Consider the following 15090-nt stretch of genomic DNA (forward strand, 5'->3'; position numbering starts at 1 on the left):
CGTGGCACGCTTGGTTGGTGGATGCCCCTGACGTCGGCCTGTTCGGTCCCGATTCGGTCACCTGGAAGCTGCACGCCGAGCCGATCCTGTTCGTCGCCGGCCTGCGGTCGCTCTATCTCCAGGCGCTGCACCCGAAGGCGATGGCCGGGGTGGCGCAGAACAGCAACTACCGCCGGGACGCCTGGGGGCGGCTGATCCGTACCGCGGACTATGTGGGTACCACGATCTTCGGCACCACCGCCGAGGCGGAGGAGGCGGGGCGGCGACTCCGCCGGTTGCACGCCAGGATGACGGCGGACGACCCGGTCACCGGCGAGCGGTTCCGGGTGGACGAGCCGGACCTGCTGCGCTGGGTGCACGTCGCCGAGGTGGAGTCGTTCCTCGACACCGCGCGCCGGGCTGGCGTACCGCTGGACGCGGCCGAGGTGGACCGGTATTACACCGAGCAACGCCGATCCGCCGCCCTGGTCGGGCTGGACCCGGAGACGGTTCCCGGCACGGCCACCGAGGTGGCCGAGTACTACCGGCGCGTCCGGCCCCAGCTACGGATGACCCGGGAAGCCGCCGAGACCGCCCTGTTCCTGACCGCGCCACCGCTGCCCTGGCGGCTCAGCCTCCCCGCCCGGCTCGGGCTCAACCTCGGGCCACCCCGCTGGGCCTACCTGGGCGTCGCCGGCACCGCGCTCGCGCTGCTGCCGGCCTGGGCCCGGCGACTGTACGGCGGACTCGGCCTGCCCACCACCGCCCTCTCGGCCGACGTGTCGGTACGCGCGCTGCGCCTCGCCCTCACCGCGCTACCGCGCGACTGGCGGGAGGGCCCGATGCAGCGCGCGGCCAAGGAACGGGTCGCCCGCCTGGCCAGCCTTACGCCGTGATCCGGTGGCCCGCCGAGCCGAGGACCTGGCAGGCGTTACGCCGTGACCCGGGTCGCCCGCCTGGCCGAAAGCCCGGCGGGCGTCCGGCCCTGATTCTGGACCGGCCGGTCAGCGCTGCTCCGGAGGGCGGTCCACGGCGGCCCACGGCTCCTTCTCCGGGGCTGCCGCACCGGCCGGGCAGGTGCGCCGGAAGTCGCACCAGGCGCAGCGCGGCCCGGGCGTGGTCGGGAAGGCGTCATCGGGATCGGTGCCGTCGGTGACGGCCCGCTCGGCCGCCATGATGTCGCGGGCGGTCTCCTCGGCCCGGGTCACCTGCCGCGCCAGCGACTCGGCGGTGTGCTCGTGCGCCGCGACCGTGCCGCTGGGCAGGTGGTGCAGCTCGACCCGACGGCAGGGCCGGCGGAACACCCGCTCGGCCGCGTACGCGTAGAGCGCCAGGGCCTGTGAGCCGCGCGCGTCGTCGGCGTCGAGCCCGGCCCGGCCGGTCTTGTAGTCGACGATGGCCAGCTCGGGGCCGTCGTCGCCGGCCCGGGAGTCGATCCGGTCGGCCCGGCCGTTGAACGCCAGTACGCCGGTCTTCACCGCCACCACCCGCTCCACTCCGACGGGCTCGTCGGTCGGATCGAGCCCGTCGACGTACGCCTCCAGCCAGCCCAGTGCCCGCCGGTAGACGTCGCGCTCCTGCTCGTCGTCGCGGTAGCCGTCGCGTACCCAGGTGCCCTTGAGCAGGGTGGGCAGCACCTCGGGACGACGCCGATCGGCGGGCAGCGCATACCAGTTCTTCAGGGCGGTGTGCACGCTGGCGCCCAGCGAGTTGTGCGCCCAGGGCGGCCCCTTCGGCGGGGCGGGACGGTCGACGTAGGAGTAGCGGTAGCGCCGTGGACAGTCGGCGTACGCACCAAGTTTGCTCGGGGTGCAGACAAAGAGCCGCTCCGGCATGCCCTCGAAGCCGAGCTGCTCGGGCTGCGCGTTGCGGGGCCGGGGCGCGCGACCACCGGCGGGTCGTCCGGTCGGGGAGGCTCGTCGCACACCTGTGATCCTGCCATCCACCCCCGACACTCCCGCCGGCCCGGTCAGCTCGTGCCGGTAAAGTCGGCCACGAAGGCGAAGATCGCGTCCGCGATCAGCTGCACGGCGATCGCGGCCAGCAGCAGGCCCGCGATCCGGGTGAGCACCTCGATGCCGCCGGGGCGCAGGATCTTGACGATCCCGCCGGAGAACCGCAGCACGATCCAGACGGTCAGCATCACCGCGACGATCGCGGTGGCGACGGCGATGTAGTCCGCCGCCGCCTCGGCCTGCTGGACGAAGAGCATGGTGGCGACGATCGCGCCAGGCCCGGCCAGCAGCGGTGTGCCCAGCGGCACCAGGGCGATGTTCGAGGTGGCCTGCTTGGTCGGATCGTCGGCCTTGCCGGTCAGCAGTTCCAGGGCGACCAGGATGAGCAGCAGCCCGCCGGCCGCCTGCAACGCAGGCAGGTCGACGTGCAGGTAGGCGAGCAGGGTCTGCCCCGCGACCGCGAAGATCACAATGACGCCGAGCGCCAGCGCGACCGCCTGCCAGGCCGCCCGGTTACGCTCCCGCGCCGACAGCGGCCCGGTCAGCGCGAGGAAGATCGGCATCATGCCCGGCGGGTCGACGATGACCAGCAGGGTCACGAAGACCTCGCCGAAGAGCTTGAGATCCACCCGGTCACCGTAGCGCTGGCTGCCGGAGGCGGAATCGCAGGTCAGCCCGAAGCAACCTCGGTCACCCCGGACGAGGCGGCGACGATCCGCTCGTACGCCTCGGGAGCCGTGGTGAAGGCGCCCAGCCGGACGGCCTTGTGGGTGCCGTGGAAGTCAGACGAGCCGGTCACCAGCAGGCCCAGCTCGGCGGCGAGCCCGCGTACCTGGGCCCGCTCGGCGGGCGAGTGGTCCTCGTGGTCGGCCTCCAGCCCGACCAGGCCGACCGCCGCCAGCTCGGCGAAGAGCTCGTCCGGGACGACCCGGCCACGCCGACTGGCCTTCGGATGAGCGAACACCGGCACCCCGCCCGCCGCCCGGACCAGCCGCACGGCCTGGAAGACGTCGATGTCCTCCTTGTGCAGCCGGTACCGTTCCCCCAGCCAGTCCGGTCCGAACGCCTCGGTGGTGGTGGCGACCAGGCCGGCCCGGATCAGCGCCTGGGCGATGTGCGGCCGGCCGACCGTCCCGCCGCCCGCGCCGGCCAGGATCTCCGGCCAGCTCACGTCGATGCCGTCGGCCCGCAGCAGCGCAACTATCCGCTCGCCCCGTTCCGCGCGGGCGGCCCGCACCCGGGCCAGCTCGGCCACCAGCTCCGGATGATCCGGATCGAAGAGGTACGCCAGCAGGTGCAGCGGCAGCGGTGGCTGCTCGCCGAACCAGCGACAGGACAGCTCGGCGCCGCGTACCAGCCGCAACCCGGACGGCAGCGCCCGCAGCGCCGGCTGCCAACCGGCGGTGGTGTCGTGATCGGTGATCGCCACGACGTCCAGGCCAGCCTCGGCTGCGGCCCGGACCAGCTCGGCCGGGCTGAGCGTGCCGTCGCTCGCGGTGGAGTGGGCGTGCAGGTCGATCCGGGCGATCATCGCCCGAGGTTACCGGGGACCGGCGGGTCAGTCAGCGCTCACCACCACCGGACGAACGTCGGCGGGAAGGCCGCCGATGTCGACCGGATCAGCCGGGCGGCCGGCGGTCACCCGGTCGACGTCGATGCGGATCAGGCGTCCGGCGGCATCGGTGTAGTAGGCGGTGCTGGCCGTGCTCCAGACCACCGCACCGGTCACGGCCGGCCCTGCCGGCGCCGGTTCGGCGGATCGGTCGAGCCGGCGCAGGTCGACAAGTATCGCCCGGTCCTGCCCGCCGGACCGCCCGCTGACCAGTAGCCAGCGCCCGTCCGGGGACACCGCCCCGGGCCCGTCGCCGTTCACCTCGGGACCGCAGTCCGGGCGTACCGGGGCGAGGTCCACCGGGTCGAGCAAGGTCAGGCAGTTGCGCTCCGCCGCCCCGCCGGTGATCTCGCCGATGATGCGGCCGTCGGCCAGCGTGCCGAAGATCCGGCGGCTGGCCCGGTCGGTGCCGGGGTCGAGCGGGCCGGGTTGCAGGCGCCACAGCACGTGCCCGGGACGGTCGGGTGCGAGCCGCAGCAGGACCGCGCCGCCGACGAACCGTAGCGGCACGACTTCGGCCGGCACCTCCGCGCGTACGGTGGCGACCAACTCGCCGTTGACGACCTTGGCTGCGGCCAGCATCGTGCCCTGCTTCCAGGCCACCTGCTGACCCTTGGCGTCCAACACGATCTCGTCGGCACCGGCCAGCAGCGCTTGGACGGTGCCGTCCGGGGCCACCGACCACAGGAAGCGGCCGGCCAGGCTCGGCGGCCCGACCGCCAGCCAACCGCGACCGTCGGCCCGGCGGTGTGCCCGCTCGACCCGGACGGTGTCGAGGAGGGTTATCCGCCGCCCCTGCGCGGTGGCGATCGTCCCGTCCAGCACCAGGTCGACGTCGGCGAGCGGGGTCTGGGTGTCGGGGCCCGTCGGCGGGCTGGTCGGGGTCCAGGTCACCGCCGGCCCCAGGTCCGGTTCGCCGATCACCACGGTGCCCCCGACCGGCGGCTGTCCTTCGCCGAGTTGCATCGCCGTGGCGGTGGCGAGCACGACCGCGACCGCGGCCAACCCCGTGCCGGCCAGGGTGCGACGACGTTGGATGCGGTTCGCCCGCCGGATAACCGCCGCGGCTGAATCGCTCGCGGGGGTACGCGACGCCGCCGCCTGCCGGGAAAACGCCTCCCGGACGGCCTGTTCCAGTTCGTCCTGCCCCACGCTCAAGGAACGACCCGGAGGTCCGCTCGGGTTGTCACGGCCTCCGGAACCAGCGCTCACCGACGCTCTCCGGCCAGCGCACCCCGCGGCTGCGCGGCGACCGGAAGCGGAGGTCCATCGGGTGGTGGCGTAGCGGATGGCGTCGGCGCGGGTCGGCTGGAAAGATCACTGGAAAGATCACCAGCCGGAACCGGCGCTGGCTGCCCGGACCGGCCGGTGGTCGAGGAGGTACCGGAACGGTTGGTCATCGCCCGCGCGCCGGACGGCCCGGTCGCCGCCCGCACACCCGGCCGGCCGGTCGCCGCCCGTCTCGCGACGGGGGGCGGTGCGGCGGACGGCACCTCGGAGCCGGGTAGCACGAGCGCCTCCTCGGTGCCGATCCGCCGGCGCAGGGTGGCCAGCGCCCGGGAGGTCTGGCTCTTGACGGTGCCCGGCGAGATGTTGAGCAGCGCTGCGGTCTGCGCCTCCGACATGTCCTCGTAGAAGCGCAGCACCAGCACGGCGCGCTGTCGGGCGGGCAGCGCGCGCAGGTGCCGCCAGAGTACGTCCCGGTCGAGCTGCTGCTCGATCACGTCGGCGGCGGCCCGCTCGGGCATCACCGCGGTCGGGCGCTCGCCGTGCCAGCGGCGTCGCCACCAACTGGTGGAGGTGTTGACCATGACCCGGCGGGCGTACGGTTCGATCGCCTCGATCCCGCCGAGCCGCTTCCAGGCCAGGTACGTCTTGGTCAACGCCGTCTGGAGCAGGTCCTCCGCGGTGCCCCAGTCCCCGGTCAGCAGGTACGCGCTCCGCAGCAGCGCGCCGGAGCGGGCCGTGACGAAATCACGGAACTCCTCCTCCAGCGGGTCGCTGTCGGCCACGCGCCACCTCCGTTCCTGGTCCCGCCCAGGCAGCCTGCCACGGCCGGACAAGGTGGGTCGAGGGCGGAAGGTTCCGCGACAGCTCCGATGTTCGGTGGGAAACCTTCAGGCGCCGTCGTCGGCCTTGGCCTCGTCCTGCTCCTTGCCCAGCCGCGCCTCGACCGCCTGCGGCTCGTACATCTCCTCGACCACACGCAGGTAGAGCTCGTTGGGGTTGGGCAGGTTCTTCACCTCGCGCAGCGCCTGCTCCTGGCCGGCGGACTCCAGCACGAAGGTGCCGTAGTTGAGCGCGCGACCGGCCGGCGACTGCTCGTACTTCATGTCGGTGACCCGGGTCAGGGGCATCATCGCGACCCGCCGGGTGATGATCCCGTTGACCACCATTACCCGCTTGTTGGTCAGGATGAAGCGGTCGTACCACCAGTCGGCGACCCGCCAGGCCACCCAGCCCATCACCGCGAACCAGAGCAGGACCGCGATCGTGGTGAGGGCCCCGACGTCCTGCCCGGCGAGGAAGCCGGAGAGGTAGCCGAGCACGAAGGTGGCGGCGATGCCGACGATGAGCGGGGTGGCGAGGTGGATCCAGTGCCGCTTCCACTCACCCCGGTAGCGCTCGGTCGGGAAGAGGTAGCGGGCAACCAGCGAGCTGGGCTCGTCTTCCAGCGGCAGGACCCGGCGCGGGGTCATCCCACTGGCATCGGCCCGGAGCCCCGCCAACTCCTCTTCGGAGATCTGCGGCGGCTGGTAGCCAGCCTCCGGGTCGCGCACCCAGGCGCGTCCCGACCGGGTGTCGCCACCATAGCCCGGGCCGTCGCCGTAACCGGCGTCGTCCGAGAAGATCGGGCCGTCGGCACGGCGGGGGTCGGAACCGTACGGATCGTCGTCGGGGTCGATCCGGGGAATCGGCTCGGTGTCACGCTCCCGGCGGGCCCGGTCTGGGTCGTCGGGATCGAACGGCGGACCGGAGGGGCTTCCCATCGGTAGCTAGGCGACCAGGCTGGTGAAGAAGTCGCCGAAGCCCTGGGCGATGTCCATGATCCCGCCGCCCAGTGACTTGAACACGTCTGCGGCAGAATTTGGCCGGTAGGCGACGAAGAAGATCAAGAATGCGATTCCGGCCCAGGTGAGGACCTTCTTGACCATGGCGGGCCATCCTCTCGCGCGGCGCCGGGTCCCATTACCGCAGCGGCACCCAGAGTATCAGCGTGGTGTCTTACCGTGAATATCTGCGTCCGTTCTCCGACATTCCGGGGGGCTTGTCAAGCCTTCCCGTGCAGGTACGGAGATGGTGCGCCGTACACGAGCTCGGATGGCGTCCACTCGACCAGGTCGTGCAGCAGCACGTCCTCGGCGAGCAGATGTCCCGCACTCGCCGGCCAGGCTATCGCATACAGCCACAATCCCCGAGCCTCGCCGGCGTACGCGCTTCGATCTGTCCGGGAATTCACGAGCCACAGTGGAGTGGGGTGACCGGCCGCCCGGATCGCCGCCCGCCCGACATGACCGGGATGCCCCGGGCCGGGCTCGGTCAACGCCTCGGCCAGCTCCGGTCCCGCGTCCGGGCCGGGTACGCCCGCGTACCGTGCGCCCAGCCCCACTCCCGGCTCCTCGGCCACGAAGACCAGGTCGGCGGGGCCCTCACCGAGCGGCGCGGGACCGGCGCAGGCGACCGCGGTGGCGCGTACCCCGAGCCGGTCGTCGCCCGCCCACGCCACGCCGGTCGTGGTCCAGCCGGGCGGCAACGGCCAGGGGCACCAGAGCGGCACCGTCGGCCGCGCGGACTCGCCCTGCGCCTGGATGCGCTCGACGACGCTGGCCACGATCTCGGCTCCGATGTGTTCCGGTACGTGCAGCGGTGCGACCGGCCCGCAGTCCAGGCAGCGGGACTCGGCGTGCATCAGATCCGGTGGCCGCACGGATCCACCGCATCTGGGGCAACTCACCGCAACACTCACCACACCACCGTCACCCCGCAGCGGCGAACCGTCAAGCGGAGCGACCTGATTGCCGCGCCCGAATTGCCACGCCGATCGGCCGCCTCCCGGGCCCGGCGGCCGCTCAGTCCGGCGGCGGGCCGGCGTACGTGCGGATCCACGCGTGCATCGCGATCCCGCTCGCCACGCCGGCGTTGATGGACCGGGTCGAGCCGTACTGGGCGATGGAGAAGAGCTGGTCGCAGGCGTCCCGCGCGGCGTCCGACAGGCCCGGACCCTCCTGGCCGAAGAGCAGGACACACCGCCGGGGCAGCGTGGTGGTCTCCAGCGGGCGGGACCCGGGCAGGTTGTCGATCCCGACCAGCGGCAGGGCCTCCCGCGTGGCCCAGGCGGCGAACTGCTCGATCGTCTCGTGGTGCCGTACGTGCTGGTAGCGGTCGGTCACCATCGCGCCCCGCCGGTTCCATCGGCGCCGGCCGACGATGTGCACCTCGGCGGCGAGGAACGCGTTGGCGTTGCGGACCACCGTGCCGATGTTGAAGTCGTGCTGCCAGTTCTCGATCGCCACGTGGAAGTCGTGCCGCCGGCGGTCCAGATCGGCGACCACGGCCTCCCGCCGCCAGTACCGGTAACGATCGACGACATTGCGCCGGTCGCCGTCGGCGAGCAGTTCCGGGTCGTACCGAGGGTCGTCGGGCGGATCCCCGAGCCAGGGTCCCACGCCGATGTCAAGCTGCTCGCCGGTCACGGTCACGCAGGTTACGCCCCCGTTGCCGGGACCGTACCGGGCGACAGCCTGACGGAGTCCGAGCTGAACCGAATCCGAGCTAGCGGAGTCCGAGCGCGACACCGAGCCGGTCGAGGAAGCGGCGGTCGGCGGGGGCCAGCGTTCCGTGCGGGAGCGCCCCCGACGCGGTGCCGCAGACCCGGGCCGCGACCGACTGCACCCATTGCCGGTACGCCGCCGAGTCGGCCGGGTCGGCGCGTCGGTCGAGCACCCGGAGCGCCCGGCGGCAGGCGGCGAGCACGTCCACCAGTTCGGTGAGCGCGGCGGAGAGCGGCGCACCGTCGTGCCGGGCGTAGATCTCGGCCACCACCGCCCGGACGAGGTCGCTGTCGAAGGCCCGCCCGGCGGCCACCGCGTCCAGCCCGGCGATGCCGGCGGTCACCCCTCGGGGCGGTCGCCCCGGGCCGGGCTGGGCGGCGACCACGACCACCCGGCCGGGCAGGCTGGTGAGCAGTTCCCACTCGGTCGTCGAATAGGGGCCCGCACGGGTACGCGCGGCGTGACGCTCGGAGGCGGGCGGTTCACCGGCGACGGAGCGGCTCATGTCGGCGCTCCGCTCGGCTGCACGGCGCGGCGGCGATCGACGCCTGCCCGCCGGGCACCGCCCATCCCGCCGCTCCGCTCGGCAGCAGGCGGAAGCATCGCACCGAGCCCGATTTCTCGCTCGCAGCGCTCGCTCATGGCGGGACCTCCGGAGCCAGCATATGCGCCCGCACGGGCCGGAAAGCTCCTCTGCCGCGAACCCGCGCCACCCGCGCCGCCCCCAGTAAGGTTGATCATGGGGTTGCCGGCAGTTTGAAGATCAACCACTGCGGCCAACTTCATGGTCGACAGAAGGGGCCGGGGGCCGTCGAACGAGCCCGGACGCAATGAGCGGCGGGGCCCTCCCCGGCACCCGCCGCCCACGCTCTGATGTCTCAAGATTCTGCCGTACGGGCGTCCGGTCGCACAGAGACCGAGGTCACATTTATCTTTTTGTTACATTACGGAGGGTGATTGATCATCTGCCATCAAGCGATCTCCGCAGGTCGAATCGGTGCTCGTCAACGCCGAAGTTACCTGCTCGTAGAGCGATCGGCGATCAATCAAGTTGGAAACGCTCCCATCACGGCTGGTTACGCAAATGCGACATGCATTTGCGATCTGCGGACCGCCCGGCGGACCGACGGTGATCGATGCGGACAAAGCCCCCAACGAGGCCAGGCGGCCGGGTTTCGGGGGCAGCCGGGCGGGAATGCGATAGGTCGCCGCCGGGTTCCACCAGAGGTAACTGTTCCGGGTGATCGGAGAGATTCAGATGGCAACCGTCGAGCTGACCACGGCTAACTTCGACCAGGTGACCGAGAGCGATGGCATCGTGCTGGTCGACTTCTGGGCCGAGTGGTGCGGCCCCTGTAAGCGGTTCGCTCCGGTCTACGAGCGCTCGTCGGGCAAGCACTCCGACATCACCTTCGGCAAGGTCGACACCGAGGCGCAGCAGGAACTCGCCGCCAAGTTCGACATCCGGTCTATCCCCACGATCATGGCCATCCGCGACGGCGTGATCGTCTTCGCCCAGCCGGGCGCGCTGCCGGAGTCGGCGCTGGAGAACCTCATCGAGCAGGTCCGCGCGCTCGACATGGACGACGTACGCAAGAAGCTCGCCGAGCACAAGCACTGACACTCGCGTACCACCGGCGTGGCCGGGCCCGGATCGGGCCCGGCCACCGGCGTTCGGACCCCGGCCGCCCGCTCCGCCCCTCGTCACAGCTGGGATACGGCCCACCGCACGGCCCACGCCGACGAGCGCGGGTGCCGTATCTTCTGCATCCGATGGATACCTTGACGAGCCGTGGTCGCGCGATCCGGGTGGCGGCCACCGCGCTCGCCCTGGCCGTCCTGCTGGCCGGCACGATCTGGGGCGAGGACGACCACTTCCCGTTCGGCCCCTTCCGGATGTACTCCACCTCGGATCCGCCGGACGCGGACGCACCGGACACCCGGGTCGAGGGGGTGGACCGCACCGGCGGCCTGGTCGATCTCGGTGAGGGTGCGACAGGCATCCGCCGGGCCGAGATCGAGGGTCAGCAGTCGCGTTACGCCGCCGATCCGAGCCTGCTTCGGCAGGTGGCCGAGGCGTACGCCCGGCGGCATCCGGACGCCCCGGAGCTGACCGAGGTCCGCATCGTGATCCGTTGGCACGACATCACCGACCGTCGACCCACCGGCCGGTGGGTCGACGAGACCGTGGTCAGCTGGCAGGTCACGCCGTGACCCGCTGGTTGACCGAGCCGGTGCCGCTCGCCCGCGTCGCCGCCTTCCGCACCCTGGTCTACCTCTTCATCGCCGGCGACCTGCTGATCTTCACTCCCTGGGTACGCGCCCGCGTCGACGTCTCCGCTGACCTGTACCAGCCGCTCTTCGTCGGGCGCGTACTGCCGCTGCCCGCCCCGACCGCGACGCTGGTCAGCGTGATCTTCTGGGCGTTGTTGCTGCTCGCCCTGCTCGCGGCCACCGGTCGCGCGCCCCGGCTGCTCGGCTGGTCCGTCTTCGCGCTCTATTTCCAGTGGATGATCATCGCGATGAGCTACGGGAAGGTGGACCACGACCGGTTCGCCCTGCTCGTCGCGCTGGCCGTGCTGCCGACCGTGGGCCGGGCGCGGCACGGGGATCCGACCAGGACCGAGGCCGGCGGCTGGGCGTTGCGGGTCACCCAGATCGCGGTGATCTGTACCTATTTCCTCGCCGCCTGGGCCAAGTTCCGCTTCGGCGGTTTGGACTGGGCAACCGGCTCGGTGCTGGCCAAGGCGATCATCCGACGCGGTACCGAACTGGCCGATCTGATCGCCCAGGTCCCCCACCTGTTACTCGTCGCCCAGTTCGGCATTCTCGCCTTCGAACTGCTCAGCCCGTTGGTCTTCGTGCTACCCGAACGCTGGCGGCTCGCCACGATCGGATTCTTCTACTCGTTCCACCTGGTCACCATCGCGACCATCACCATCTCGTTCGCCCCGCACCTGGTCGCCATGACCAGCTTCCTGCCGCTGGAGAAGATTCGTCCGGTGATGGCGCTGCGGTGGCTGCTGGCCCGCCGGCCCGGTCAGGGCGGGCCGGGCCCGACCACCTCAACACCAGCGGTCACCGCCGCCTCAGGGCCGCCGGTCGTCGGCTGACGCGCCGCCGGCCGGCGGGCCGTAGAGCCGCTCCCGGCTCGCCTGCGGCAGGGAGCAGGCGGCCGTACCGCCGGGCATCCGGTGTCGGTTGCGGGCCACCCAGCGGTACGCGGGCCAGGCGGCGGCGCGTACCGGCGCGAAGCGGAGCCCGGCCCCGGCGATCCGCCAGGCTCGGCCGCTGCTACCCAGCAGGGCGGCGATGGCGTCCGGGCCGGCGGCGCGGCTGCCGTCGAGCCCCACCCACTGCACCGCCTCCTCGCACTCCGCCTCGGTCAGACCGAGGCGGTCGAGATCGGCGAACTGCCAGGGCAGCACCCGGGCGCCGGTCGGGATGCGGCGCTCGATGAACTCGGCGCAGCTGGTGCAGAACGCGCAGTCCCCGTCGTAGACGAAGGTCGGCCTCTCCATGCCTCCATCTTCTACCGCGGCGACCGCAACCGGCCGTCGATGTCCGCCGGATCACTTGCGACACGGTCGTACGTGTGTTCGAATAATGGCCATGCGCTGGGAGAACCTGACCGCTCCCCCGGTCGGGGAAGATCCCGGACGGGCAGCGCCGGCGACTCCACCCCTGCCGCTGGCGCTGCCCGGCGCAACCGTCCGCACCTTCGACACCCCGGCCTTCGCCGGCATGACCTTCTACGAGGTGCGCGCCAAGTCGATCCTGAACAAGGTCCCCGGCACGTCTCGCGTCCCCTTCGAGTGGACGGTCAACCCCTACCGGGGATGCAGCCATGCCTGTGTCTACTGCCTGTCGGGTGACACGCCGATTCTGATGGCCGACGGGCGCACCAGAGAAATGCGCGATCTAAAGGTGGGCGATCGCATCTACGGCACGGAACGGCAAGGCGCATACCGCCGTTACGTCGTGACCACCGTCCTGGCCAAGTGGTCGACGGTGAAACCGGCATACCGGGTCACGCTCGAAGACGGAACGACCCTGATCGCCAGCGCCGATCACCGTTTCCTCACCGAACGAGGCTGGAAACACGTCACCGGCACCATGAACGGAGACGGGCAGCGACCTTACCTGACCACCAACAACCGCCTGATCGGCACCGGGCGCTTCACGACCGGGCCCAAGGAGAACGAGGCCTACCGGCGCGGCTATCTCTGCGGCATGATTCGCGGCGACGGCCACCTGGGCACCTACGTGTACCCGTACGGCACCGTGCACAGGTTTCGGCTCGCACTGGCCGACGAGGAAGCACTGCAACGCACCCGGCTATACCTGTACGGGTTCGGGGTGGACACCAAGTCCTTCTCCTTCACGCCCGCAAGTTCGAATCGCAGAGCGATGGAAGCCATCCGTTCCAGCAGCGAAGCGAAAGTAAGCGTCATCCGAGATCTGATCGCCTGGCCCGAGCGGCCCGACGACGACTGGTACCGAGGCTTCCTGGCGGGCATTTTCGATGCCGAAGGCAGTTGCAGCAAGGGGATCCTACGGATATCCAACGGCGACGACGACATCCTCGCCCAGGCAGCGGACGCGCTGCGCCACCTCGGCCTGTCCGCCGTACTCGAGGACCATGGGCTGGCTAACCGGGTCCGCACTCTGCGGGTCACGGGTGGCCTCATCGAACGGCTACGATTCTTCCACCTCACGGATCCCGCCATAACCCGCAAGCGGTCGATCGAGGGGGCGGCGGTGAAGTGCCGAGCCAGGCTCAGGGTCACCAAGATCGAACCGCTAGGGCTGGACCTTCCCCTCTGGGACATCACCACGGGGACTGGTGACTTCGTTGCCGATGGGGTGGTCAGCCACAACTGTTTTGCCCGAAACACTCATACTTACCTCGACTTTGACGCGGGGGCGGATTTCGACCGGCAGGTGATCGTCAAGGTCAACGCGGGCGAGCTGCTGCGCCGGGAGCTGGCCGCGCCGCGCTGGCGGGGCGCGCACGTCGCGATGGGCACAAACGTCGACTGCTACCAGCGGGCCGAGGGGCGTTACCGGCTCATGCCGTCGATCATCGAGGCGCTGCGCGACTTCGCGAACCCGGTCTCGATCCTGACCAAGGGCACCCTGATCCTGCGGGACCTACCGCTGCTGCGGCAGGCGGCCCGGGTCACCCGGGTCAGCGTGTCGTTCTCGGTGGGCTTCGTCGACGACGGGCTGTGGCGGTCGGTCGAGCCGGGCACTCCGAGCCCGCAGCGGCGGCTCGACGCCGTACGCCAGTTCGCCGACGCCGGTTTCGAGGTAGGGGTGCTGATGGCGCCGATACTGCCCGGCCTCAGCGACTCCGACGAGTCCATCGACTCCACCGTGGCCGCGATCGCCGCCGCCGGGGCCGCCAGCGTGACGCCGCTGCCGCTGCACCTGCGCCCCGGCGCCCGCGAGTGGTACGCGGGCTGGCTCGGCCGGGAACACCCCGAACTGGTTCCCCGCTACCGGGAGCTGTACCGGGCGGGTGCCTACGCCCCGCAGCCGTACCAGCGGGAACTCTCCGCGCGGGTACGCATCGCCGCCCGCCGGCACGGCCTGCACCGGCCCGAACGCGACGACCACCGTCAGGCGTCGCCACCGGCCGCACCGGAGCCGGTCCAGCTCAGCCTGCTCTGACCGCCACCAGCCGGCTCCGCCGCCAAGGGCATCGGCACGCGGTTAGCGGGGCGGCACGCGGTTAGCGGGCGGAGCCGACAGGGCGCGGCTAGAGTCGGCGGGTGCGTTCCGCTGAGCAGATCCTCGCCGAATCCGCCGTGATCGCCGTCGTCGGCGCCTCGCGTGACCCGAACAAGGCCGCGCACCGAGTACCGGCCGAAATGCAGCGGTACGGGTGGCGGATCATCCCGGTCAACCCGACCGCCGACGAACTGTTCGGTGAACCGGTGTACCGGTCCCTGGCCGACATCCCGCACCCGGTCGACCTGGTCGACGTGTTCCGTCCGGCCGATGATGCCGTCGACGTCGTCCGCCAGGCGGTCGCGATCGGCGCACCGGCCGTCTGGTTGCAGTTGGGGATCGTCTCGCCCGAGGCCCGCCACATCGCCGAGGAGGCCGGCATCGACTACGTCGAGAACCGCTGCCTGATCGTCGAACGCGCCGCCGCGAATCTCTCCCGGCTGGGCTGACCTACGGGTAGCGTCCGGCAGTGTGAGCCAACCGCCAGAACCCGAGCAGCCACCCTCGCCGTTTGAGCCGCCGCCGGGCGGGCAGCCGCCGTACGGGGAGCCGTCGTACGAGCCGCCGCCGGGCGGGGAGCCCTCGTACGGGCAGTCACCGCAGTACGGACAGCCGGCTTACGGGCAGCCGTCGTACGAGCACCCGGGGCAGCCGCCGCACGGCCAGCAGTGGGGACAGCAGCCGCCGTACGCCCCACAGGTGCCCTACGGCCAGTACGGCCCACCATCACCGCCGGGCGGTGGCGGCGGTGGCGGTGGCGGCACCAACGTGCTCGCCATCCTGTCGCTGGTCTTCGCGTTCGTCTTCGCCCCGGCCGGCATCGCCCTCGGCCATCTGGCCAAACGCCAGCTACGCACCAGCGGTGAGGAGGGCGATCAGCTGGCCACCTGGGGCCTGGTGCTCAGCTACATCTTCACCGGGCTCTACCTGGTGTTCTGCTGCGGCTGGCTGGCCCTGGTGATCTGGGCCGGTTCGGACGGCACCCGCACCTGACCAGCCGAAACGCCGGGCAGTAACCGAGCGCCGGCAATATCCG

Annotated in this window: 18 protein-coding genes; 7 read left to right on the forward strand and 11 right to left on the reverse strand. The window is 71.5% G+C overall.

The annotated features are described in order from the left end of the window. Window positions 1-17 precede the first annotated feature (17 nt). Complete coding sequence (locus AC507J_RS05820) at window positions 18-875, forward strand: oxygenase MpaB family protein (protein ID WP_496288016.1); 858 nt, start codon at window positions 18-20, stop codon at window positions 873-875. A 108-nt stretch (window positions 876-983) separates the two neighbouring features. Here the strand turns inward: AC507J_RS05820 and AC507J_RS05825 are convergent, their stop codons facing one another. The 10 genes from AC507J_RS05825 to AC507J_RS05870 all read right to left on the reverse strand — a co-directional run bounded on the left by AC507J_RS05825 (window position 984) and on the right by AC507J_RS05870 (window position 8823). Further along, window positions 984-1904 (reverse strand): RecB family exonuclease, encoded by a 921-nt coding sequence (locus AC507J_RS05825; RefSeq protein WP_496288017.1) that lies wholly within the window; start codon window positions 1902-1904, stop codon window positions 984-986. A gap of 44 nt (window positions 1905-1948) precedes the next feature. Next, window positions 1949-2563, reverse strand: coding sequence for a MarC family protein (locus AC507J_RS05830; RefSeq protein ID WP_496288018.1), 615 nt, complete (start codon window positions 2561-2563; stop codon window positions 1949-1951). A gap of 41 nt (window positions 2564-2604) precedes the next feature. Beyond that, window positions 2605-3465 (reverse strand): PHP domain-containing protein, encoded by an 861-nt coding sequence (locus AC507J_RS05835; protein WP_496288019.1) that lies wholly within the window; start codon window positions 3463-3465, stop codon window positions 2605-2607. A 27-nt stretch (window positions 3466-3492) separates the two neighbouring features. Continuing rightward, complete coding sequence (locus tag AC507J_RS05840; RefSeq protein WP_496288020.1) at window positions 3493-4704, reverse strand: hypothetical protein; 1212 nt, start codon at window positions 4702-4704, stop codon at window positions 3493-3495. A 50-nt stretch (window positions 4705-4754) separates the two neighbouring features. Continuing rightward, window positions 4755-5558 (reverse strand): SigE family RNA polymerase sigma factor, encoded by an 804-nt coding sequence (locus tag AC507J_RS05845; protein ID WP_496288021.1) that lies wholly within the window; start codon window positions 5556-5558, stop codon window positions 4755-4757. 105 nt (window positions 5559-5663) lie between these two features. Further along, window positions 5664-6536 carry a PH domain-containing protein gene (locus AC507J_RS05850; RefSeq protein ID WP_496288022.1) on the reverse strand — a complete coding sequence of 291 codons (873 nt, stop codon included), beginning with the start codon at window positions 6534-6536 and terminating at the stop codon, window positions 5664-5666. A 6-nt stretch (window positions 6537-6542) separates the two neighbouring features. Then, window positions 6543-6701: a hypothetical protein gene (locus AC507J_RS05855; protein WP_007455302.1), complete on the reverse strand. Its 159-nt coding sequence runs from the start codon at window positions 6699-6701 to the stop codon at window positions 6543-6545. A gap of 116 nt (window positions 6702-6817) precedes the next feature. After that, window positions 6818-7516: a DUF6758 family protein gene (locus AC507J_RS05860; RefSeq protein ID WP_496288023.1), complete on the reverse strand. Its 699-nt coding sequence runs from the start codon at window positions 7514-7516 to the stop codon at window positions 6818-6820. Between the two features lie 100 nt (window positions 7517-7616). Continuing rightward, window positions 7617-8240, reverse strand: coding sequence for a TrmH family RNA methyltransferase (locus AC507J_RS05865; RefSeq protein WP_496288024.1), 624 nt, complete (start codon window positions 8238-8240; stop codon window positions 7617-7619). Window positions 8241-8319: 79 nt separating this feature from the next. Next, window positions 8320-8823 (reverse strand): hypothetical protein, encoded by a 504-nt coding sequence (locus AC507J_RS05870; protein WP_496288025.1) that lies wholly within the window; start codon window positions 8821-8823, stop codon window positions 8320-8322. A gap of 753 nt (window positions 8824-9576) precedes the next feature. Between AC507J_RS05870 and trxA the strand changes: the two genes are divergently transcribed. From trxA to AC507J_RS05885, 3 genes are all read left to right on the forward strand, one after another. Beyond that, a complete protein-coding gene (gene trxA, locus AC507J_RS05875) occupies window positions 9577-9939 on the forward strand; it encodes a thioredoxin (protein ID WP_496288026.1) in 363 nt (120 codons plus the stop codon). Between the two features lie 152 nt (window positions 9940-10091). Further along, entirely contained in the window at window positions 10092-10532 is a 441-nt protein-coding gene (locus AC507J_RS05880; RefSeq protein WP_496288027.1) for a hypothetical protein, read from the forward strand. Next, complete coding sequence (locus AC507J_RS05885; RefSeq protein WP_496288028.1) at window positions 10529-11431, forward strand: MFS transporter permease; 903 nt, start codon at window positions 10529-10531, stop codon at window positions 11429-11431. The genes AC507J_RS05880 and AC507J_RS05885 overlap by 4 nt, the downstream gene beginning before the upstream one ends. Here AC507J_RS05885 and AC507J_RS05890 read toward each other — a convergent pair. After that, a complete protein-coding gene (locus tag AC507J_RS05890) occupies window positions 11408-11839 on the reverse strand; it encodes a thiol-disulfide oxidoreductase DCC family protein (protein ID WP_496288029.1) in 432 nt (143 codons plus the stop codon). The genes AC507J_RS05885 and AC507J_RS05890 overlap by 24 nt on opposite strands. 91 nt (window positions 11840-11930) lie before the next feature. Between AC507J_RS05890 and AC507J_RS05895 the strand changes: the two genes are divergently transcribed. The 3 genes from AC507J_RS05895 (at window position 11931) to AC507J_RS05905 (ending at window position 15047) form a co-directional block, all read left to right on the forward strand. Further along, window positions 11931-13994 (forward strand): intein-containing Rv2578c family radical SAM protein, encoded by a 2064-nt coding sequence (locus AC507J_RS05895; RefSeq protein WP_496288030.1) that lies wholly within the window; start codon window positions 11931-11933, stop codon window positions 13992-13994. 101 nt (window positions 13995-14095) lie between these two features. Continuing rightward, the gene (locus AC507J_RS05900) at window positions 14096-14503 is read left to right on the forward strand and encodes a CoA-binding protein (RefSeq protein WP_496288031.1); all 408 of its coding nucleotides are present in this window, start codon (window positions 14096-14098) and stop codon (window positions 14501-14503) included. A 22-nt stretch (window positions 14504-14525) separates the two neighbouring features. Continuing rightward, window positions 14526-15047: a DUF4190 domain-containing protein gene (locus AC507J_RS05905; protein ID WP_496288032.1), complete on the forward strand. Its 522-nt coding sequence runs from the start codon at window positions 14526-14528 to the stop codon at window positions 15045-15047. The last annotated feature ends 43 nt before the right edge of the window (window positions 15048-15090 follow it).

The sequence above is a fragment of the Micromonospora sp. PRAS1 genome (assembly GCF_059553435.1).

Coding starts and splice junctions, on each gene's coding strand:
- AC507J_RS05850 (WP_496288022.1), bottom strand. CDS start 6,536: ATGGGAAGCCCCTCCGGTCCGCCGTTCGATCCCGACGACCCAGACCGG.
- AC507J_RS05880 (WP_496288027.1), top strand. CDS start 10,092: ATGGATACCTTGACGAGCCGTGGTCGCGCGATCCGGGTGGCGGCCACC.
- trxA (WP_496288026.1), top strand. CDS start 9,577: ATGGCAACCGTCGAGCTGACCACGGCTAACTTCGACCAGGTGACCGAG.
- AC507J_RS05870 (WP_496288025.1), bottom strand. CDS start 8,823: ATGAGCCGCTCCGTCGCCGGTGAACCGCCCGCCTCCGAGCGTCACGCC.
- AC507J_RS05890 (WP_496288029.1), bottom strand. CDS start 11,839: ATGGAGAGGCCGACCTTCGTCTACGACGGGGACTGCGCGTTCTGCACC.
- AC507J_RS05895 (WP_496288030.1), top strand. CDS start 11,931: ATGCGCTGGGAGAACCTGACCGCTCCCCCGGTCGGGGAAGATCCCGGA.
- AC507J_RS05835 (WP_496288019.1), bottom strand. CDS start 3,465: ATGATCGCCCGGATCGACCTGCACGCCCACTCCACCGCGAGCGACGGC.
- AC507J_RS05855 (WP_007455302.1), bottom strand. CDS start 6,701: ATGGTCAAGAAGGTCCTCACCTGGGCCGGAATCGCATTCTTGATCTTC.